Source organism: Haemophilus influenzae, from assembly GCF_003494325.1.
GTDB lineage: Bacteria > Pseudomonadota > Gammaproteobacteria > Enterobacterales > Pasteurellaceae > Haemophilus > Haemophilus influenzae_I.
Window position 1 is genome coordinate 245,659 of sequence record NZ_QQIK01000002.1, and the last position, 17,730, is coordinate 263,388.

Annotated in this window: 13 protein-coding genes; 7 read left to right on the plus strand and 6 right to left on the minus strand. The window is 37.7% G+C overall.

The annotated features are described in order from the left end of the window. Positions 1 to 81 precede the first annotated feature (81 nt). The 3 genes from potC to potA are packed head-to-tail and all read right to left on the minus strand — an operon-like array spanning position 82 to position 2,814. Positions 82 to 852 carry a spermidine/putrescine ABC transporter permease PotC gene (gene potC / locus DV356_RS04425; protein ID WP_005650699.1) on the minus strand — a complete coding sequence of 257 codons (771 nt, stop codon included), beginning with the start codon at positions 850 to 852 and terminating at the stop codon, positions 82 to 84. Continuing rightward, complete coding sequence (gene potB / locus DV356_RS04430) at positions 852 to 1,712, minus strand: spermidine/putrescine ABC transporter permease PotB (RefSeq protein WP_005650698.1); 861 nt, start codon at positions 1,710 to 1,712, stop codon at positions 852 to 854. The genes potC and potB overlap by 1 nt, the downstream gene beginning before the upstream one ends. Next, positions 1,696 to 2,814, minus strand: coding sequence for a spermidine/putrescine ABC transporter ATP-binding protein PotA (gene potA, locus DV356_RS04435; RefSeq protein ID WP_048955135.1), 1,119 nt, complete (start codon positions 2,812 to 2,814; stop codon positions 1,696 to 1,698). The genes potB and potA overlap by 17 nt, the downstream gene beginning before the upstream one ends. Positions 2,815 to 3,110: 296 nt before the next feature. On the opposite strand from potA, the gene pepT reads away from it, so the two are divergent. After that, entirely contained in the window at positions 3,111 to 4,349 is a 1,239-nt protein-coding gene (gene pepT, locus DV356_RS04440) for a peptidase T (RefSeq protein ID WP_038439878.1), read from the plus strand. Positions 4,350 to 4,920: 571 nt separating this feature from the next. Here pepT and DV356_RS04445 read toward each other — a convergent pair. Continuing rightward, a complete protein-coding gene (locus tag DV356_RS04445; protein ID WP_005650692.1) occupies positions 4,921 to 5,403 on the minus strand; it encodes a Dps family protein in 483 nt (160 codons plus the stop codon). 273 nt (positions 5,404 to 5,676) lie between these two features. Between DV356_RS04445 and cdd the strand changes: the two genes are divergently transcribed. Next, positions 5,677 to 6,555 (plus strand): cytidine deaminase, encoded by an 879-nt coding sequence (cdd, locus tag DV356_RS04450; protein WP_065251678.1) that lies wholly within the window; start codon positions 5,677 to 5,679, stop codon positions 6,553 to 6,555. A gap of 42 nt (positions 6,556 to 6,597) precedes the next feature. Here cdd and cmoB read toward each other — a convergent pair whose 3' ends face one another. Together cmoB and putP are read right to left on the minus strand one after the other, a co-directional pair. Next, complete coding sequence (gene cmoB / locus DV356_RS04455) at positions 6,598 to 7,563, minus strand: tRNA 5-methoxyuridine(34)/uridine 5-oxyacetic acid(34) synthase CmoB (RefSeq protein ID WP_065251677.1); 966 nt, start codon at positions 7,561 to 7,563, stop codon at positions 6,598 to 6,600. Next, positions 7,560 to 9,074, minus strand: coding sequence for a sodium/proline symporter PutP (gene putP, locus DV356_RS04460; RefSeq protein ID WP_065251676.1), 1,515 nt, complete (start codon positions 9,072 to 9,074; stop codon positions 7,560 to 7,562). The genes cmoB and putP overlap by 4 nt, the downstream gene beginning before the upstream one ends. Before the next feature lie 115 nt (positions 9,075 to 9,189). Here putP and rng point away from each other — a divergent pair, with 115 nt between their 5' ends. From rng to glgB, 5 genes are all read left to right on the plus strand, one after another. Next, positions 9,190 to 10,665 carry a ribonuclease G gene (gene rng / locus DV356_RS04465; RefSeq protein WP_065251675.1) on the plus strand — a complete coding sequence of 492 codons (1,476 nt, stop codon included), beginning with the start codon at positions 9,190 to 9,192 and terminating at the stop codon, positions 10,663 to 10,665. Between the two features lie 422 nt (positions 10,666 to 11,087). Continuing rightward, complete coding sequence (glnS, locus tag DV356_RS04470) at positions 11,088 to 12,758, plus strand: glutamine--tRNA ligase (protein WP_065251704.1); 1,671 nt, start codon at positions 11,088 to 11,090, stop codon at positions 12,756 to 12,758. A 77-nt stretch (positions 12,759 to 12,835) separates the two neighbouring features. Next, on the plus strand, positions 12,836 to 13,288 hold the full coding sequence (locus tag DV356_RS04475) for a YcgN family cysteine cluster protein (protein ID WP_005650678.1): 453 nt from the start codon (positions 12,836 to 12,838) through the stop codon (positions 13,286 to 13,288). A 70-nt stretch (positions 13,289 to 13,358) separates the two neighbouring features. After that, a complete protein-coding gene (gene malQ, locus DV356_RS04480) occupies positions 13,359 to 15,449 on the plus strand; it encodes a 4-alpha-glucanotransferase (protein ID WP_192882156.1) in 2,091 nt (696 codons plus the stop codon). A gap of 9 nt (positions 15,450 to 15,458) precedes the next feature. Beyond that, positions 15,459 to 17,651 carry a 1,4-alpha-glucan branching protein GlgB gene (gene glgB / locus DV356_RS04485; RefSeq protein WP_118806579.1) on the plus strand — a complete coding sequence of 731 codons (2,193 nt, stop codon included), beginning with the start codon at positions 15,459 to 15,461 and terminating at the stop codon, positions 17,649 to 17,651. The last annotated feature ends 79 nt before the right edge of the window (positions 17,652 to 17,730 follow it).

The following is a 17,730-nucleotide window of genomic DNA, read 5'->3' on the forward strand; positions in this document are numbered from 1 at the left end:
GACAGGCATAAAAAAACGCCTTGATTGTGCGTCAAGGCGTATTCTATTTTAAATTCAAAGGTTTGTGAAACCTTTTGTTAATTAATGGTTATTTTTTCGTGTAATTAGCTGGCTTAAAACGACAAGAGCTAATGAAAGCACGATCATAATCGTTGCTAAAGCATTAACTTCAGGTGTTACACCGGTTTTCACTAGAGAGAATATTCTCAATGGTAAGATTTCATAACTTACACCACTGACAAATGATGAAACCACAACATCATCTAATGAAATAGTGAAACTTAATAACCAACCAGATACAACTGCAGGTAATGCTAAAGGAAGGATAATTTTACGTAAAATAGTCACTTCGCTTGCACCTAAGTCTTTCGCCGCTTCTAACATTCTGGAATCAAAGCCATTTAAGCGAGAGAAGATAGTTACGGTCACATACGGTAAACAGAAAGTTACGTGGGCAAGTAGTAAAGACCAGAAGCCCAATGAAATACCCACAACCATAAATAATGCAAGTAAAGATACTGCCATTACAATATCTGGAGACATCATAACGATAAATAGCATACCGCTTACTGCTTGTTTACCGCGGAATCGATAGCGATAAAGTGCGATTGCAGTTAATCCACCTACAATAGTAGCTAGGGTAGCCGCAAAAAATGCAATAGTTACCGAATGAATCGCAGCTTGTATTAAGGTGTCGTTATTAAATAAACGCTCGTACCAGTTCCAGCTAAAACCTTTCCAACTCAAACCATAACGATCTTTGTTAAAGGAATTAGTGACTAAAATAATAATTGGGATATACAAATAAGCGTATACCACAAACATAAATGCATTACGTAGTAAACGACTCATTATTCTAACTCCACTTTCTTATTCAATAGTTTATTCGCTCGGTAGTACACGAAAATCAACAATGCCATTAGAACAGTTAAACCAATACTGACTGCAGAACCAAATGGCCAGTTACGAGAAATTAAGAATTCGCTCTTAATTACGTTACCAACAAGCAAGACTTTTGCTCCACCGAGTAGGTCTGCTACATAAAACATTCCCATTGCTGGCAATAATACCAATAAACAACCCGCGATAATGCCTGGCATAGTTAATGGTAAAATCACTCGGAAGAAACGTTGGAATGTATTTGCGCCTAAATCTCGTGCTGCTTCTAATAAACGATTATCTAGTTTTTCAATGGCAGAGTAGAGTGGTAAAATCATAAATGGCAATAGTAAATAAACTAAGCCAATGATTACCGCAATTTCGGTATTCAAAATACGAATTGGCGCACTCAAAATTCCCATATCAATTAACATCGTGTTAAGTATGCCTTTCACGCCAAGAAATACCTTCATTCCATAAATACGAATTAACGAGTTTGTCCAAAATGGTAAAACCACAAGGAACAATAAGAGCGGTCGATATTTAGGATGAATTTTACTCATCATAAAAGCAAATGGATAACCTATTAGTAAGCAAATAATGGTGGCGATGCCCGACATAGACAATGAATTCCACACAACTTGTGCATAAAGCGGATTAAACAAGTTTGTATAGTTTTCAATAGTAATTGGGAATGCATAAAAGTTGCTACCATCTCGAGTCAGAAAACTTACGGCAAGTACCAATAAGTTTGGAATCAGCACAAAGAAGATTAGCCAACTGAAGATAATCGCAACAGTAATTTTCTGGAATTTATTATTGATTATCTTCATCGTTGAGTACAACCTCCCAGCCTTCGTGCCATGTGATACCTACGCGTTGTCCTATGCTATGATCCATATGTGGATCATCTTCATTAAAGAATTCACTTACAAGGACACGCATTCCGTTATGATCAAACTCTACCGTTGATTCTAATGTCATTCCTTTATAAGTGCGGTCAATAATATGACCGATAATTGCTTTAGAATGTTCATTTTCATCTAATTCTTCAATCACAATATCTTCAGGGCGAAGGAGTACTTGAAGTTTTTGATCTTTTTCCACAGGCATATCCGTATAAATATCACAAATACGACCTTCAACATTTGCCAGTACAACTTGTTCTGATTTTCGTTCAATCACAGTAGCTTCAAATACGTTAATTTCGCCAATGAAACGAGCAACGAATAAGTTAGCTGGATCTTCATAGATTTCACGTGGAGAACCATCCTGTGCGATTTTACCTTTACGCAATAATACAATACGATCAGACATTGTAATCGCTTCTTCTTGATCGTGGGTGACGAAAATAAAGGTAATGCCAAGCTGACGTTGTAACATTTTGAGTTCTTGTTGCATTTGTTTACGCAATTTGTAATCCAATGCAGATAAAGACTCATCAAGTAACAACACTTTTGGTTTATTTACTACGGCACGAGCGATGGCAATACGTTGTTGTTGTCCGCCAGAAAGTTGAGTTGGCTTACGATCAGCCATCTCTTCTAGTTGTACCATACGCAAGGCTTCTAAAACACGCGGTTTAATTTCCTCGTTTGGTACTTTTTGCATACGCAAACCGAAAGCCACGTTCTCAAAAATTGTCATATGTGGAAATAGCGCATAGCTTTGGAATACCGTATTAATATGACGTTTTTCTGCTGGCACATTGGTGATATCTTCACCATCTAAAATAATGCTACCTGAATCCAATTCTTCTAAGCCAGCAAGTAAGCGTAAAACTGTGGTTTTACCACAGCCTGAGGGGCCAAGAATAGTGACAAACTCACCGTTATTAATTGTAAGATTGAAATTGTTAATAATGGTGTTAGAACCATAGGATTTTTTGATTGAACGAAGCTCAATAATAGGCTTGTTTTGAAGCTGATTTTCCACTAGCTTTGGTTTTCTCCCTAATTTCACCAATGATTTGGTACTGAGTAGAAATAAAACCTGCAAGACTGCAGGGGCGACATATAAAAATAGACGCCTATGATATAGTGAATTATTAATAATGAAAAGGACTTAATACCTTAGAAAGTAAAAAAACTGCCGTTCATAAAAATAACGAGAAATTTAACCGCACTTTCGATGAATTTTACTTCGTTAATTTTATAAATATTGTTATATATCAAGATGTTTTCTATTTTTCTCGTTAAACTAAAAAAGAGATTTTTAAAAGGAGCGAGAATATGATTTCTCAAATAGATAAAACAGAACTTTTAGAACGATTTTTACATTATGTGTCTTTTCACACCCAATCAAAACCTCATGCGAAGCATTCCCCCAGCTCAGTCGGGCAAATGAAGTTAGCCATGCAGTTGCAAAAAGAATTAATCCAACTTGGTTTGGAGAATGTTGAAGTAAGTAAATATGCAGTGGTAACAGCATTTTTACCCGCTAATGATCCTAACTTAACGAAAACCATTGGTTTAGTTGCGCATCTTGATACGTCTCCACAATGTAGTGGTAAAAATGTACGCCCAGAAGTGATAGAAGAATATCGTGGCGGAGATATTGCATTAGGTATTGGCGAGGAATTTATTAGCCCTGTTTATTATTCTTTTATGCAAAAATTAGTCGGACAAACGCTTATTGTTACTGATGGAACCACTTTGCTTGGGGCTGACAATAAAGCGGGAATTGCAGAAATTATGACCGCACTTTCCATTCTTCAAAAAGAGAATATTCCCCATTGCAATATTCGTGTTGCTTTTACGCCTGATGAAGAAATTGGTTTGGGAATCCATTATTTCCCAATGGAAAAGTTTTCCTGTGATTGGGCATATACCATTGATGGGGGAGAAGTAGGGGAATTAGAATACGAAAACTTTAATGCTGCAACGGCAAAAGTGCGGTTTTTCGGGCGAAATATTCACACAGGTTATGCAAAAGGAAAAATGCTGAATGCGCTGACTTTAGCTTGTGAATTTCAGCAAGTTTTTCCTGTTGATGAAGTACCAGAAAAAACCGATGGGAAAGCGGGCTTTTATCATTTAGAAGATTTTTCTGGCGATATTGAGCAAGTAGAGCTTACCTATTTGATTCGTGATTTTGACGAACAGAATTTCGCACAAAGAAAAGCTTTTATTAAAAATCAGGTGGAAAAATTTAATGCTAAAAAAGGTTTGAAAAAGCCTATAGAGTTAGAAATTCAAGATAGCTACCAAAATATGTATGATGTGGTAAAAAACGTTCCTCAATCAATTGAACTTGCTGATCGCGCAATGAAAGCGGTGGGAATTAAACCAAATCATAAGCCGATTCGAGGCGGTACAGATGGGGCATTTTTAGCCTCTAAAGGTTTAGCATGCCCAAATATTTTTACTGGCGGCTATAATTTCCATAGTAAACACGAGTTGGTTTCTTTACAAGGCATGGAAAATACTGTCCAAGTAATTATCGAAATGCTGAAATGTAAAGATTTGTAAAGAAATGTAAAGATTTTTCTTGCTATTCTTTAGATTACTCAATATAATGGTGGCGTTTTATCGAGATTCCTTTGATGAAGCTAAACTTTAGAGATTTTATTCATAAATTCCTTTTTAATGCCCCTAATTATTTAGGGGCTTTTTTTATCTAATTGGACAAGAAATAATAAAATAGCTAACAAATTTAATATTTCTTCATTTTAAATTATTTTTTATCCTATTAATTTAACTCTAAATTCTCAAGAATATATTTTATCAACTAAAAAAATAGTTAATAATCAAAATTTTTAACGCTCTACAATATTTATTTCTATAGATTTATTTACTGATTTAAAAAACGTTAAATTTAGTGGCTAAATTAACTAAATTAGTTTAAAGAGATCACTGTGAATAATAGGTATAAGAGTTTCCTTTATTCAGACTGAATTTGACATTCTTATTCTAAATAGGAAACTCTTACTTTTGAGGTAATTTGCTGGATCAAATTTAATCTTAGACAAATTAAATTAATCTAACTTTATTGAGTTAGATTAATTGCAGGTTAGTTTTCGTTAGCGTTGAAATTTATTCATTAATTATGGCAAGTTTGGCACGCTGCTTGGAACATCCATACTAATTTTTCTTGTTCTTTAATATAGTCACTCATTTGTGATGCAGTACCTTCATCATTAGCGTTATTTGCAAAAGCAAGAATTTCACGTTGTTGATCTAGTAATGTTTTTAGACCTTGTAATGTGCCTGATAAACATTCTTGTGCCTCACTTACTGCAATATCTTCTTTAATTCGAGATATTTTTAAGTATTGGCTGTAAGCATTATTTGGTGTGTAACCTAAAGTTAAAATACGTTCAGCCACCTCATCTACTCTAGCAACTAAATTAGTATAAATTTCTTCAAATTTTGCGTGTAATGCAAAGAAGTTTACGCCTTTAATGTTCCAGTGGTAGCCCCGCACATTAGTATAGAAAACTTGGTAGGTTGCAAGTAATTCGTTAAGTTTATCGGCTAATTCTGCTGATTGAACTTTATCTAGTCCGATTGATGTTTTTGACATAATAATTTCCTTTTTCTAGTTGAATAATTGAGCTAATGCCCTCCCTTTGATATGGGTATTATACCTTTCTATAATTTGAAGTGAAATTGTTCTATTCAATATAATTGATAGCCTTAGTCTTATTTGTTAAGAAATTGTAATAAATAGAAGCTATCAAATAAGTGATCAAGATCACAATTTTAATGAATATTTAATCAAACTATCGCAGCTAACAATAAATTTTGATTTAATAAGTACAGTTATAATTTTTAATATTTTTTCTAAGGATATGTTATGCAAGAACTTATTAAGCGCACCTTGCCACAAGATGATGCACTTAATCAAGCTATTGTGAATGAACTTCGTTCACAAAATTGGGCTGGTTTTTTAAATTATTCCCAAGTGCAGCAGCTTTGTCATAATTTTGAACTTACCCCACTAAAATTGGCTATGCACTTGTTGCCACTTGCTGCAAGTTATAGTCATACTGCTATTTCTCATTTTAATGTGGGGGCAATTGCTATTGGCGAACAAGGGGATTTTTATTTCGGCGCGAATCAAGAATTTGCTAATTCAGCCATTCAGCAAACGATTCACGCGGAACAAAGTGCAATTTCTCACGCTTGGTTGCGTAATGAACGCCGTATTTCAGATATGGTGGTCAATTACACGCCGTGCGGACATTGTCGTCAATTTATGAATGAATTGCACGGTGCTGAAAAAATTTCAATTCATTTGCCGCATAGCCAAAATAATCCATTACATTCTTATTTACCGGATGCTTTTGGGCCAAAAGATCTCGATATTGCAGTGCATCTTTTGGCGGAAGAAAATCATGATTTAGTTGCTGATCATCAAGATGATTTGGTTAATCAAGCTATTTTAGCGGCAAATCAATCTCATTGTCCTTATTCAAATAGTCCGCACGGCATTACGATTTTATTTAAAAATGGTGATGTGGTGACAGGACGTTATGCAGAAAACGCCGCATTTAATCCGAGTTTGCCAGCGTTGCAAACCGCACTTAATTTTGCGTATTTAAATGATAAAAAATTGAGTGATATTGAGCGAATTGTGATGGCTGAAAAAGCATTAAAATTGAGCCATAAAACAATGGCTGAAACCTTATTATCCACATTAACTTCAGTAGAATTAGAGTATTATTCTTTGTAAATATGAAATGCGAGTAAAATAAAAAAGGAATAATTCCCTTTTTTATTTGTTCGCTAAAATTACCGCTCTTTTCGGTGCGTGATAACCTTCAATGGTTTTACTGTGATCATTTGGATCTAAAAAATCAATTAGGCTTTCATTTTCTAACCAATCAGTTTTACGCTGTTCTTCTAATGTAGTTGTCGCTACATCCACACAACGTACGTTGGTAAAGCCAACTTTTTCTAGCCAGTTAATTAGTGCAGCGACAGAGGGGATAAAATAAACATTTTTCATTTTCGCATAGCGATCTGCTGGTACGAGCACAGTATTTACATCGCCATCCACCACTAATGTTTCTAATACCAATTCGCCACCTTTTACCAATTGATTTTTCAATTGGCTTAAATGATCTAATGGGGATTTACGATGATAGAGTACGCCCATTGAAAATACAGTGTCAAATGCCGCTAATGGTTGCATTTGCTCAATACCTAGCGGGATAAGATTTGCTCGACGATCATTATTAAGCAGTTTGCGTACAGCTTCAAATTGGCAAAGGAAAAGCTCGGTAGGATCAATCCCGACCACCATTTTTGCGCCTTCGCCTACCATTCTCCACATATGATAACCGCTGCCACAACCCACGTCTAAAATAGTGCGACCTTGCAGGGGAGCTAAATGAGGAAGAACACGATCCCATTTAAAATCTGAACGCCATTCACAATCTACATGAATGCCGAAAAGATGATAAGGTCCTTTTCGCCACGGCATTAATTGTTTTAAATGATGGATAATTCGTTGTTTTTCACCTTCTGAAAGGGGAGAAGTGCGGTCAGATTTCACCGCACTTTTTAGATCGATTTCATCAGCATGTAAATCAGGCAAAAAATCAACAATTTTGCTCCATTTCGCATAATCGCCATGAGTTTGAGTTTCCCATTCTTTCAATTGGAGTGGTAAGGTTTCTAACCAGTCCGATAAATTTGTAGTAGCAATTTGTTGATAAAAAGGGCGAAAGTCGATCATTTTGCTTCCTTATAAGCCTTTTCTGCTTTATCAAAGGTATTAAGAATATCTTGTTCTGGTTTATTGGAAAGTAATGAAATAACAATAATTGCAAGGCTGGCGAAAGCAAAGCCTGGGATCATTTCATATACTTTAAACCAATCAGTATCAGCTGGAACCACTTCTTTCCAAGCAAATACTGTTACTGCGCCTACAAGCATACCCGCCATTGCGCCCGATGATGTCATTCGTTTCCAGAAAAGAGAGAAAAGTACAACAGGGCCAAATGCACTACCAAACCCCGCCCAAGCAAATTCTACAAGTTTTAATACTTTGCTGTTTTCATCTTGTGCGATCCAGATAGCAAGTGCGGCAATAACTAACACCATAATTCTGCCAAGCCATACGAGCTCTTTTTCAGATGCGTTAGGGCGAATAAAACCTTTATAGAAATCTTCAGTGATTGAGCTTGAAGAAATTAATAATTGAGCACTTAATGTACTCATTACAGCGGCTAAGATAGCGGAAAGTAATATGCCCGCGATCCAAGGATTAAATAAAAGTTTAGCTAATTCAATAAAAACCTGCTCTGGTTCATTATTGACTGTGCCTGCAATAGCTGGATTGGCAAAGAAATACGGAATAGCGAATAAGCCAATGCCAATTGCTCCTCCTAAGCAAAGCACCATCCAACCCATACTAATACGACGTGCTTTGATAAGTGATTTGACAGAATCCACAGCCATAAAGCGTGCTAAAATATGCGGTTGCCCGAAATAGCCTAATCCCCAAGCCGCAAGACTTAATAAACCAAGTGGTGTGGTAGAAGTAAATAAATCCGTGAAATCTTTATTTACGGCAGCCTCAGCTTGTTCTAGTACTGCGGAAAATTGAGCGGTATCGGCGAAACTCAATAACACAAAAACAGGGGTTAAAATTAATGCAAAAATCATTAATGTGGCTTGAATGGTATCTGTCCAGCTTACCGCAAGGAAACCTCCGATGAACGTGTAAGCAATGGTTGCCGCTGCGCCGTACCAAAGTGCGGTGGAATATTCCACAGAAAATATATTTTGGAATAATTTTGCGCCAGCCACTACACCAGAAGCACAATAAATAGTAAAAAACACTAAAATAATAGTGGCAGAAACAAGTTTTAATAATTTGTGTGATGAACCAAAACGATTGTGAAAATATTCTGGGAGAGTGAGCGCATTATTATTTAATTCTGTATAAACACGCAAACGACCAGCCACTAAAAGCCAGTTAAAATAAGCCCCGATAGTTAAACCAATAGCAATCCAGCCTTCAACTAAGCCTGATAAATATACCGCACCAGGTAAGCCCATTAAAAGCCAACCAGACATATCTGAAGCACCAGCAGACATTGCAGTAACAAAACTGCCTAAACGACGTCCACCGAGAATGTAATCTGATAAATTATTCGTGTAATAATAGGCGAGTACGCCAATCAGCAACATCCCGAAAATATAAATAGTAAAAGTAATAAGAGTTGGGTCGAATCCAAACATTTTATAAGTCCAAAATGGGTTAAAAATTTCAGAAAGGGTGCATTTTACCTTATTTCGGGCTATTATTCTATTTAGACTAAATATTTGATGAAATTTAAGAAATTAGGAATATAAAATGGATTCTGTCGAGTTATTGATGAACGTAACGCCTAACGAAACACGCATTGCGCTAGTCGAAACAGGAATGTTGCGCGAAGTGCATATTGAACGCCAAGCTAAACGAGGAATTGTCGGAAATATTTATAAAGGTCGTGTCACTCGAGTGTTACCAGGAATGCAGTCGGCTTTTGTTGATATTGGTTTGGAAAAAGCGGCTTTTTTACACGCCGCTGATATTGTATCTCACACGGAATGTGTAGATGAAAATGAACAAAAGCAATTTAAAGTTAAGAGCATTTCAGAATTAGTACGAGAAGGGCAGGATATTGTTGTACAAGTGGTGAAAGAGCCGCTAGGTACAAAAGGTGCACGTTTAACAACGGATATCACATTGCCATCACGTTATCTTGTTTTTATGCCAGAAAATAGCCACGTAGGCGTTTCACAACGTATTGAAAGCGAAGAAGAGCGCGCCCGTTTAAAAGCGTTGGTTGAACCTTTTTGTGATGAACTCGGCGGTTTTATTATTCGTACCGCCACAGAAGGGGCAAGCGAAGAAGAATTACGTCAAGACGCTGAATTTTTAAAACGCTTATGGCGTAAAGTTTTAGAACGTAAATCTAAATATCCAACCAAATCAAAAATTTACGGTGAGCCAGCACTTCCACAACGTATTTTGCGTGATTTTATCGGCACAAACTTAGAAAAAATTCGTATCGACTCTAAACTTTGCTTTGGCGAAGTAAAAGAGTTTACCGATGAATTTATGCCTGAACTAAGCGATAAACTTGTTCTTTATTCTGGCAATCAACCTATTTTTGATGTGTATGGGGTTGAAAATGCGATCCAAACAGCTTTAGATAAACGTGTTAATCTCAAATCGGGCGGCTATTTAATTATCGAGCAAACAGAAGCCATGACCACCATTGATATTAATACAGGCGCATTTGTGGGGCATCGTAATCTAGAAGAAACCATCTTCAATACCAATATTGAAGCAACTAAAGCCATTGCGCAGCAACTCCAACTACGTAATCTTGGTGGCATAATCATTATTGATTTTATTGATATGCAAACAGATGAACATCGCAATCGAGTATTGCAATCTTTATGTGATGCGCTTTCTAAAGATCGTATGAAAACTAATGTGAATGGCTTTACGCAATTAGGCCTTGTAGAAATGACTCGTAAAAGAACCCGCGAAAGCCTTGAACACGTGTTATGCGATGAATGCCCAACTTGTCATGGACGTGGTCGGGTGAAAACTGTTGAGACAGTTTGCTACGAAATTATGCGTGAAATTATTCGGGTGTATCATTTATTCAGTAGTGAACAATTTGTTGTTTATGCCTCGCCAGCAGTTTCAGAATATCTTATTAATGAAGAATCTCACGGTTTACTGCCAGAAGTGGAAATGTTTATTGGAAAACGAGTAAAAGTAAAAACAGAACAGTTTTATAACCAAGAACAGTTTGATGTGGTTGTAATGTAAACTCTATTTCAATAAAGTGCGGTAAAAATTTTTGAGATTTTCACCGCACTTTTTATTTATAAAAACAATATTTCCTTTATATTTTATCTATATGACGTAAAATTAGGCAGCTTTAGTTGATACGCCTCCCTCCACTACATCACATTAAAAAGCGGTATCGCCGTGAATGCAGGCAAAAACAGCAAAATTTCCTATCAAATGGGAGCTGGCTGGGTTTGGTAAGCTAAACATTCAAAAAACTTACCGCACTTTGTGCATTTATACATCGCCACGATAATTTCGTGGCGGTTTTTTATGGCAAGTTTTTACAATCTTTTATTTAAATCTAGTATTTCTATGGCAAGAACAGGAGATGAACCTTTATTTTCCCTTAGATTTGTATAGAATAGCCGAATATTTTTTTATTTTAACGAGAGAAAATGATGAGCCATACAGAGACATCTTTGGGTGCAGAAAATACCCGCACTCATAATTTTATTACCCAAATTATTGATGAAGATTTAGCTTCGGGTAAACATAAAAGCGTTCATACCCGTTTTCCGCCAGAGCCGAATGGTTATTTGCATATTGGTCACGCAAAGTCTATTTGCTTGAATTTTGGCTTGGCAAAAGAATACCAAGGTTTATGTAACCTACGTTTTGACGATACCAATCCAGTAAAAGAAGACGTGGAATATGTAGATTCTATCAAAGCGGATGTGGAATGGTTAGGTTTTAAATGGGAGGGCGAACCGCGTTATGCATCTGATTACTTCGATGCGCTTTATGGCTATGCGATTGAATTGATTAAAAAAGGTTTGGCTTATGTTGATGAACTTTCTCCAGAAGAAATGCGTGAATATCGTGGTACCTTAACCGAACCTGGTAAAAACAGCCCATATCGTGACCGCACTATTGAAGAAAACTTAGCGTTATTTGAAAAAATGAAGAACGGTGAGTTTGCAGAGGGGAAAGTAAGTTTACGTGCAAAAATTGATATGGCATCGCCATTTATGGTCATGCGTGATCCAGTAATTTATCGTATTAAATTCGCTAGCCATCACCAAACAGGTGACAAATGGTGTATTTACCCAATGTACGATTTCACTCACTGTATCTCTGATGCAATCGAACGTATCACTCATTCAATCTGTACATTAGAATTCCAAGATAACCGTCGTTTATATGACTGGGTATTGGAAAATATCAGTATTGAGCGTCCATTACCGCATCAATATGAATTTTCACGTTTAAATTTAGAAGGCACATTGACGTCTAAACGTAAATTATTGAAATTGGTAAATGATGAAATCGTGGATGGTTGGAACGATCCCCGTATGCCAACCATTTCAGGTTTACGCCGTCGTGGTTATACACCAGCTTCGTTACGTGAATTTTGTCGCCGTATTGGTGTGACTAAACAAGATAACGTGGTGGAATATTCTGCACTTGAAGCCTGCATTCGTGAGGATTTAAATGAAAATGCACCACGCGCAATGGCAGTGATTGATCCTGTTCGTGTGGTAATTGAAAATTTTGAAAGCGAAGCGGTTTTAACTGCCCCAAATCATCCAAATCGTCCTGAATTAGGGGAACGTCAATTGCCGTTCACGAAAGAACTTTATATTGATCGCGCAGACTTCCGTGAGGAAGCGAACAAACAATATAAACGCCTAGTATTAGGCAAAGAAGTGCGTTTGCGTAATGCTTATGTGATTAAAGCGGAACGTGTAGAAAAAGATGCAAGTGGCGAAATCACCACGATTTTCTGTACTTACGATCCTGAAACTTTAGGTAAAAATCCAGCGGATGGACGTAAAGTGAAAGGTGTCATTCATTGGGTTTCTGCGGTTAATAATCATCCAGCTGAATTCCGTTTGTATGATCGCTTATTTACTGTACCAAATCCAGGGGCTGAAGATGATATCGAAAGCGTGTTAAACCCAAATTCTTTAGTGATAAAACAAGGTTTTGTAGAGCAAAGCCTCGCAAATGCAGAAGCAGAGAAAGGCTACCAATTTGAACGTGAGGGTTATTTCTGTGCAGATAGTAAAGATAGCCGACCTGAACATTTGGTATTTAACTTAACAGTAAGCTTAAAAGAAGGATTCTAATTTTAATCAACCAAGTGCGGTCAAAACAAACGTGATTTTGACCGCACTTTTTATTTGTATCAACTATGCAATCCAATATGCAACTTGAACCCAATTTCTGGCAAACAAAATCCCTGCTTGAAATGACTGAATCTGAATGGGAAGCCTTATGTGATGGCTGCGGCAAATGCTGTTATCGCAAATATATTCAAGGGCGAGGTAAACGCCAAAAACTCTATTACACCCGAATTGCTTGTAATCTTTTAGATCTGGAAACAGGAAAGTGCGGTAATTATTCAGAGCGTTTTAACATTGAAACCGATTGCACCAAACTCACCAAAAAGAATTTACCTGATTTTCATTGGCTGCCTGATACTTGTGCCTATCGTTTGCTTTATGAAGGAAAAACACTCCCTGAATGGCATCCGCTTATTTCTGGCTCTCCCCATTCTGTAAAAAATGCGGATATTTTGATTAAAAATGGTATCCACGAACGCGATGTGATTGATTGGTTTGAATTTATTATTGACGAAGATCACACTTTTAAATAAAGCCGGTTGTCATCACTTTCAGCTTAGCTATAATCCCTAACAAGAGTTATACAGTTGTGATGTGGTGTCTATGCAAATCTCGGATTCTCTCAAACAAAAAGCAGAAGAATGCGGTATCGCGCTTTCTCACTATGATATTGATGGACATCTTATTTTCGCGGATGAAAAGACGGTTTCAACTTTTGTTGAGCTTTTGCAGCCTCCGCCAAAAGCGAAAGGACAGTTTGATGATGTACTGGCTGCGTTTGAAAATGAACCGATTGATTATCGACTCAATCGTCTAGATTTGCCACCATCTGCGGAATATCGTTATCAGCTGATTGATGAATCTAATGCTATTCTGTTAGAAAAAATACTTTCAAATTTATCCGCACTTTCTTTGCCTCCACTTCCTTTTGGCTATTATCAATTATCTATTTTTTCCGATACTGAACAGTACCGCATTCGTTTACTTATTTCTCCTAAAACAGCTTTTCAACCATCCGTATTAAAAAATAAAAAAGTGTGGGGCGTGAATGTGCAACTTTACAGTTTACGCTCAGAACAAAACTGGGGGATTGGCGATTTTGGCGATTTGGCCTATTTGATTGAACAAAGTGCAAAACAAGGGGCGGATTATGTGGGAATTAATCCATTACATTTGCCGTATCCGGCTGTGCCAAACTGGGCTAGCCCTTATAGTTCCTCCTCTCGTCGTTGGTTGAATTTTTTATATTTAGCGATTCCAAACTTACCAGAATTTAAGCGTTGCCGTTCAGTACAAAATTGGTTTAAGCGTGAGGATATTCAAGCAAAAATTGCTGCTTTAAGTGAAAGTGATTGCGTCGATTATTCTTCAATTTTGGCTTTAAAATTAACCGCACTTGAGCCCCTGTTTGATTTCTTTCAGCGTAGTCAATCCGTTGAAATTGTGACACGTCGAAAAATCTTTGCTGAGTATTTAAAAAACAAAGGTGAACCTTTGTTGTTACAGGGTTTATTTAATGTCTTGGATTTGCAAGAACACGCCGATCATCAAGCAGAAGAAAATACCATAGGTTGGCTTGGCTGGCGTAAGGAATGGCAACATTTAAGTGCGGCAAAAAGAAAAGCCCTATTAAAAATACACCATGAGAAAATCCAATTTTTTGCTTGGTTGCAATGGCTTACAGAAGAACAACTTTCCGCATTACAAAATCTTTGTAAACAGTCTGGCATGAAGTTGGGTATTTATGGCGATTTAGCCGTAAATAGTTCTCGTGGCAGTGCTGATGTATGGAGCGATCCTGATTTATATTGTGTAAATGCCTCTATTGGTGCGCCGCCCGATCCGTTAGGCCCTGTAGGACAAAATTGGAATTTGCCACCTTATAATCCAACAGTGCTAAAAGCACGTGGCTTTGCACCATTTATCGATATGCTACGTGCCAATATGCAATATTTCGGTGTGCTACGCATCGATCATGTTATGGGCTTATTCCGTTTGTGGTGGATTCCAGAAGGAAAAACCGCGGCTGACGGTGCTTATGTGCATTATCCTTTTAATGAATTAATGGCGATTCTTGCCATTGAAAGTGTTCGCAATGAATGTTTGATTATCGGTGAAGATCTCGGCACTGTGCCTGATGAAGTGCGGTGGAAATTAAACGAGTTTCAAATTTTCTCTTATTTTGTATTGTATTTTGCCCAACGAAATGGCGAATTTCCCCGTATATCTGATTATCCTCGAAATGCTTATGCCGCTATTGGTACACATGATGTTCCCTCATTACAAAGTTTTTGGCATTGCCGTGATTTAGAATTATTTAATCAACTCGGTATTCTGAATGGGGAAGTGCTCAAGCAAAAATATGATCAACGTGTCATGGATAAACAAGCCTTATTAAATAGTTTGCATCGTGATAATTATTTACCGCCGCATTATGAGGGCGATGCACTTTCTATGGCGATGCACGATTATTTAAATCGAATGATCCATTATTATTTAGCGGAAAGTAACAGCCGATTGATTGGTGTGCAATTAGAAAATTTACTTAGCCAAGAAATCAGTTTTAATTTACCGAGCACCTCAAATGAATATCCAAACTGGTGCAAGAAACTTGCTCAACCGTTAGCGTTTATTTTTAGCAATGAAGCTTTAAAAACGTTCTTTGTGCAAATTAACCAAGGGCGAAATGTATAAGGAGTAAATATGACAACTGCAGTAACACAAGCAATTATTGATGGTTTTTTTGATGCGAGCAATGGTGATCCTTTTGCTACGCTTGGTATGCACGAAACCGAGCAAGGAATTGAAATCCGTACGTTATTGCCAGATGCCAATCGAATGGTGGTGATTGAGCGTGAAAGTGGTAAAGAAATAACGGAACTGGATTGTGTCGATGAGCGTGGATTTTTTGTTGGTGTTATTCCAAATTGTCGTCAATTTTTTGCTTATCAATTACAGGTTTTTTGGGGTAATGAAGCACAAATTATCGAAGATCCTTATCGTTTTCATCCAATGATTGACGATTTAGAACAATGGCTACTTTCTGAAGGATCTATGCTTCGCCCATATGAAGTGCTTGGTGCGCATTTTATGGAATGTGATGGTGTGAGCGGGGTGAATTTCCGCTTGTGGGCACCTAATGCAAGACGAGTTTCTATTGTAGGTGATTTCAACTATTGGGATGGTCGTCGCCACCCGATGCGTTTCCACTCGAAAAGTGGTGTTTGGGAGCTCTTTTTACCAAAAGCCAGTTTAGGACAGCTCTATAAGTTTGAATTAATTGATTGCCATGGCAATCTTCGTTTGAAGGCCGATCCATTTGCCTTTAGTTCGCAACTTCGCCCTGATACAGCTTCGCAAGTGAGTGCCTTGCCAAATGTAGTGGAAATGACTGAAGCACGCAAAAAAGCAAACCAAGGCAACCAACCAATTTCTATTTATGAAGTGCATTTAGGATCTTGGCGTCGTAATTTAGAAAACAATTTTTGGCTAGATTACGATAAAATTGCTGATGAATTAATTCCTTATGTAAAAGAGATGGGCTTCACCCATATAGAATTTTTACCGCTTTCTGAATTTCCATTTGATGGTTCTTGGGGCTATCAACCACTTGGACTTTATTCGCCAACCAGTCGTTTTGGCTCACCTGAGGCATTTCGCCGTTTAGTAAAACGTGCTCACGAAGCAGGCATCAACGTGATTTTAGATTGGGTGCCAGGGCATTTCCCAAGTGATACGCATGGTTTAGTTGCATTTGATGGTACAGCTTTGTATGAGCATGAAGACCCTCGCGAAGGCTATCATCAAGATTGGAATACCTTGATTTATAACTATGGGCGTAATGAGGTCAAAAATTTCTTATCCAGTAATGCACTGTATTGGCTTGAACGTTTTGGTGTAGATGGTATTCGCGTGGATGCCGTGGCTTCGATGATTTACCGCGATTACAGTCGTGCCGAAGGCGAGTGGATTCCAAACCAATACGGCGGACGTGAAAATTTAGAAGCCATCGAGTTTTTAAAACACACCAACTGGAAAATTCACAGTGAAATGGCGGGTGCAATTTCTATTGCGGAAGAATCTACCTCTTTTGCAGGCGTAACCCACCCGAGCGAAAACGGCGGCTTGGGCTTCAATTTCAAATGGAATATGGGCTGGATGAACGATACGCTCGCCTATATGCAGCTTGACCCCATTTACCGCCAATATCATCACAACAAAATGACCTTTGGAATGGTGTATCAATATAGCGAAAATTTTGTGCTACCACTTTCTCACGATGAAGTGGTTCACGGTAAATATTCACTTCTTGGCAAGATGCCGGGCGATACATGGCAAAAATTTGCTAACTTGCGTGCATATTACGGTTATATGTGGGGCTACCCAGGCAAAAAATTACTCTTTATGGGGAATGAATTTGCTCAAGGTCGTGAGTGGAATTACGAAGAAAGTTTGGACTGGTTCTTGCTTGATGAAAATATTGGCGGAGGCTGGCATAAAGGCGTATTGAAGCTGGTTAAAGACCTCAATCAAATTTATCAAAAAAATCGACCGCTCTTTGAGCTCGATAACTCCCCAGAGGGTTTCGATTGGCTTGTCGTTGATGATGCGGCAAATTCTGTGTTCGCCTTTGAACGTCGCAGTTCAAACGGAGAACGTATTATTGTCGTCAGTAACTTTACCCCTGTGCCTCGCCACAATTACCGCATCGGCGTGAATGTTGCAGGAAAATACGAAGAAATTTTAAATACCGATTCGATGTATTACGAAGGTTCAAACGTGGGCAATTTTGGTTGTGTCGCAAGTGAACAAATCGAAAGCCACGGACGAGAAAATTCGATTTCAGTGTCCATTCCGCCGTTAGCAACAGTTTATTTGAGATTGAAGACGAAATAATCCGAATAGATAAATTGTAGGGGCGAATTACATTCGCCCTGATAAACCACCGATGTTTTTGGGCAAATGTAATTTGCCC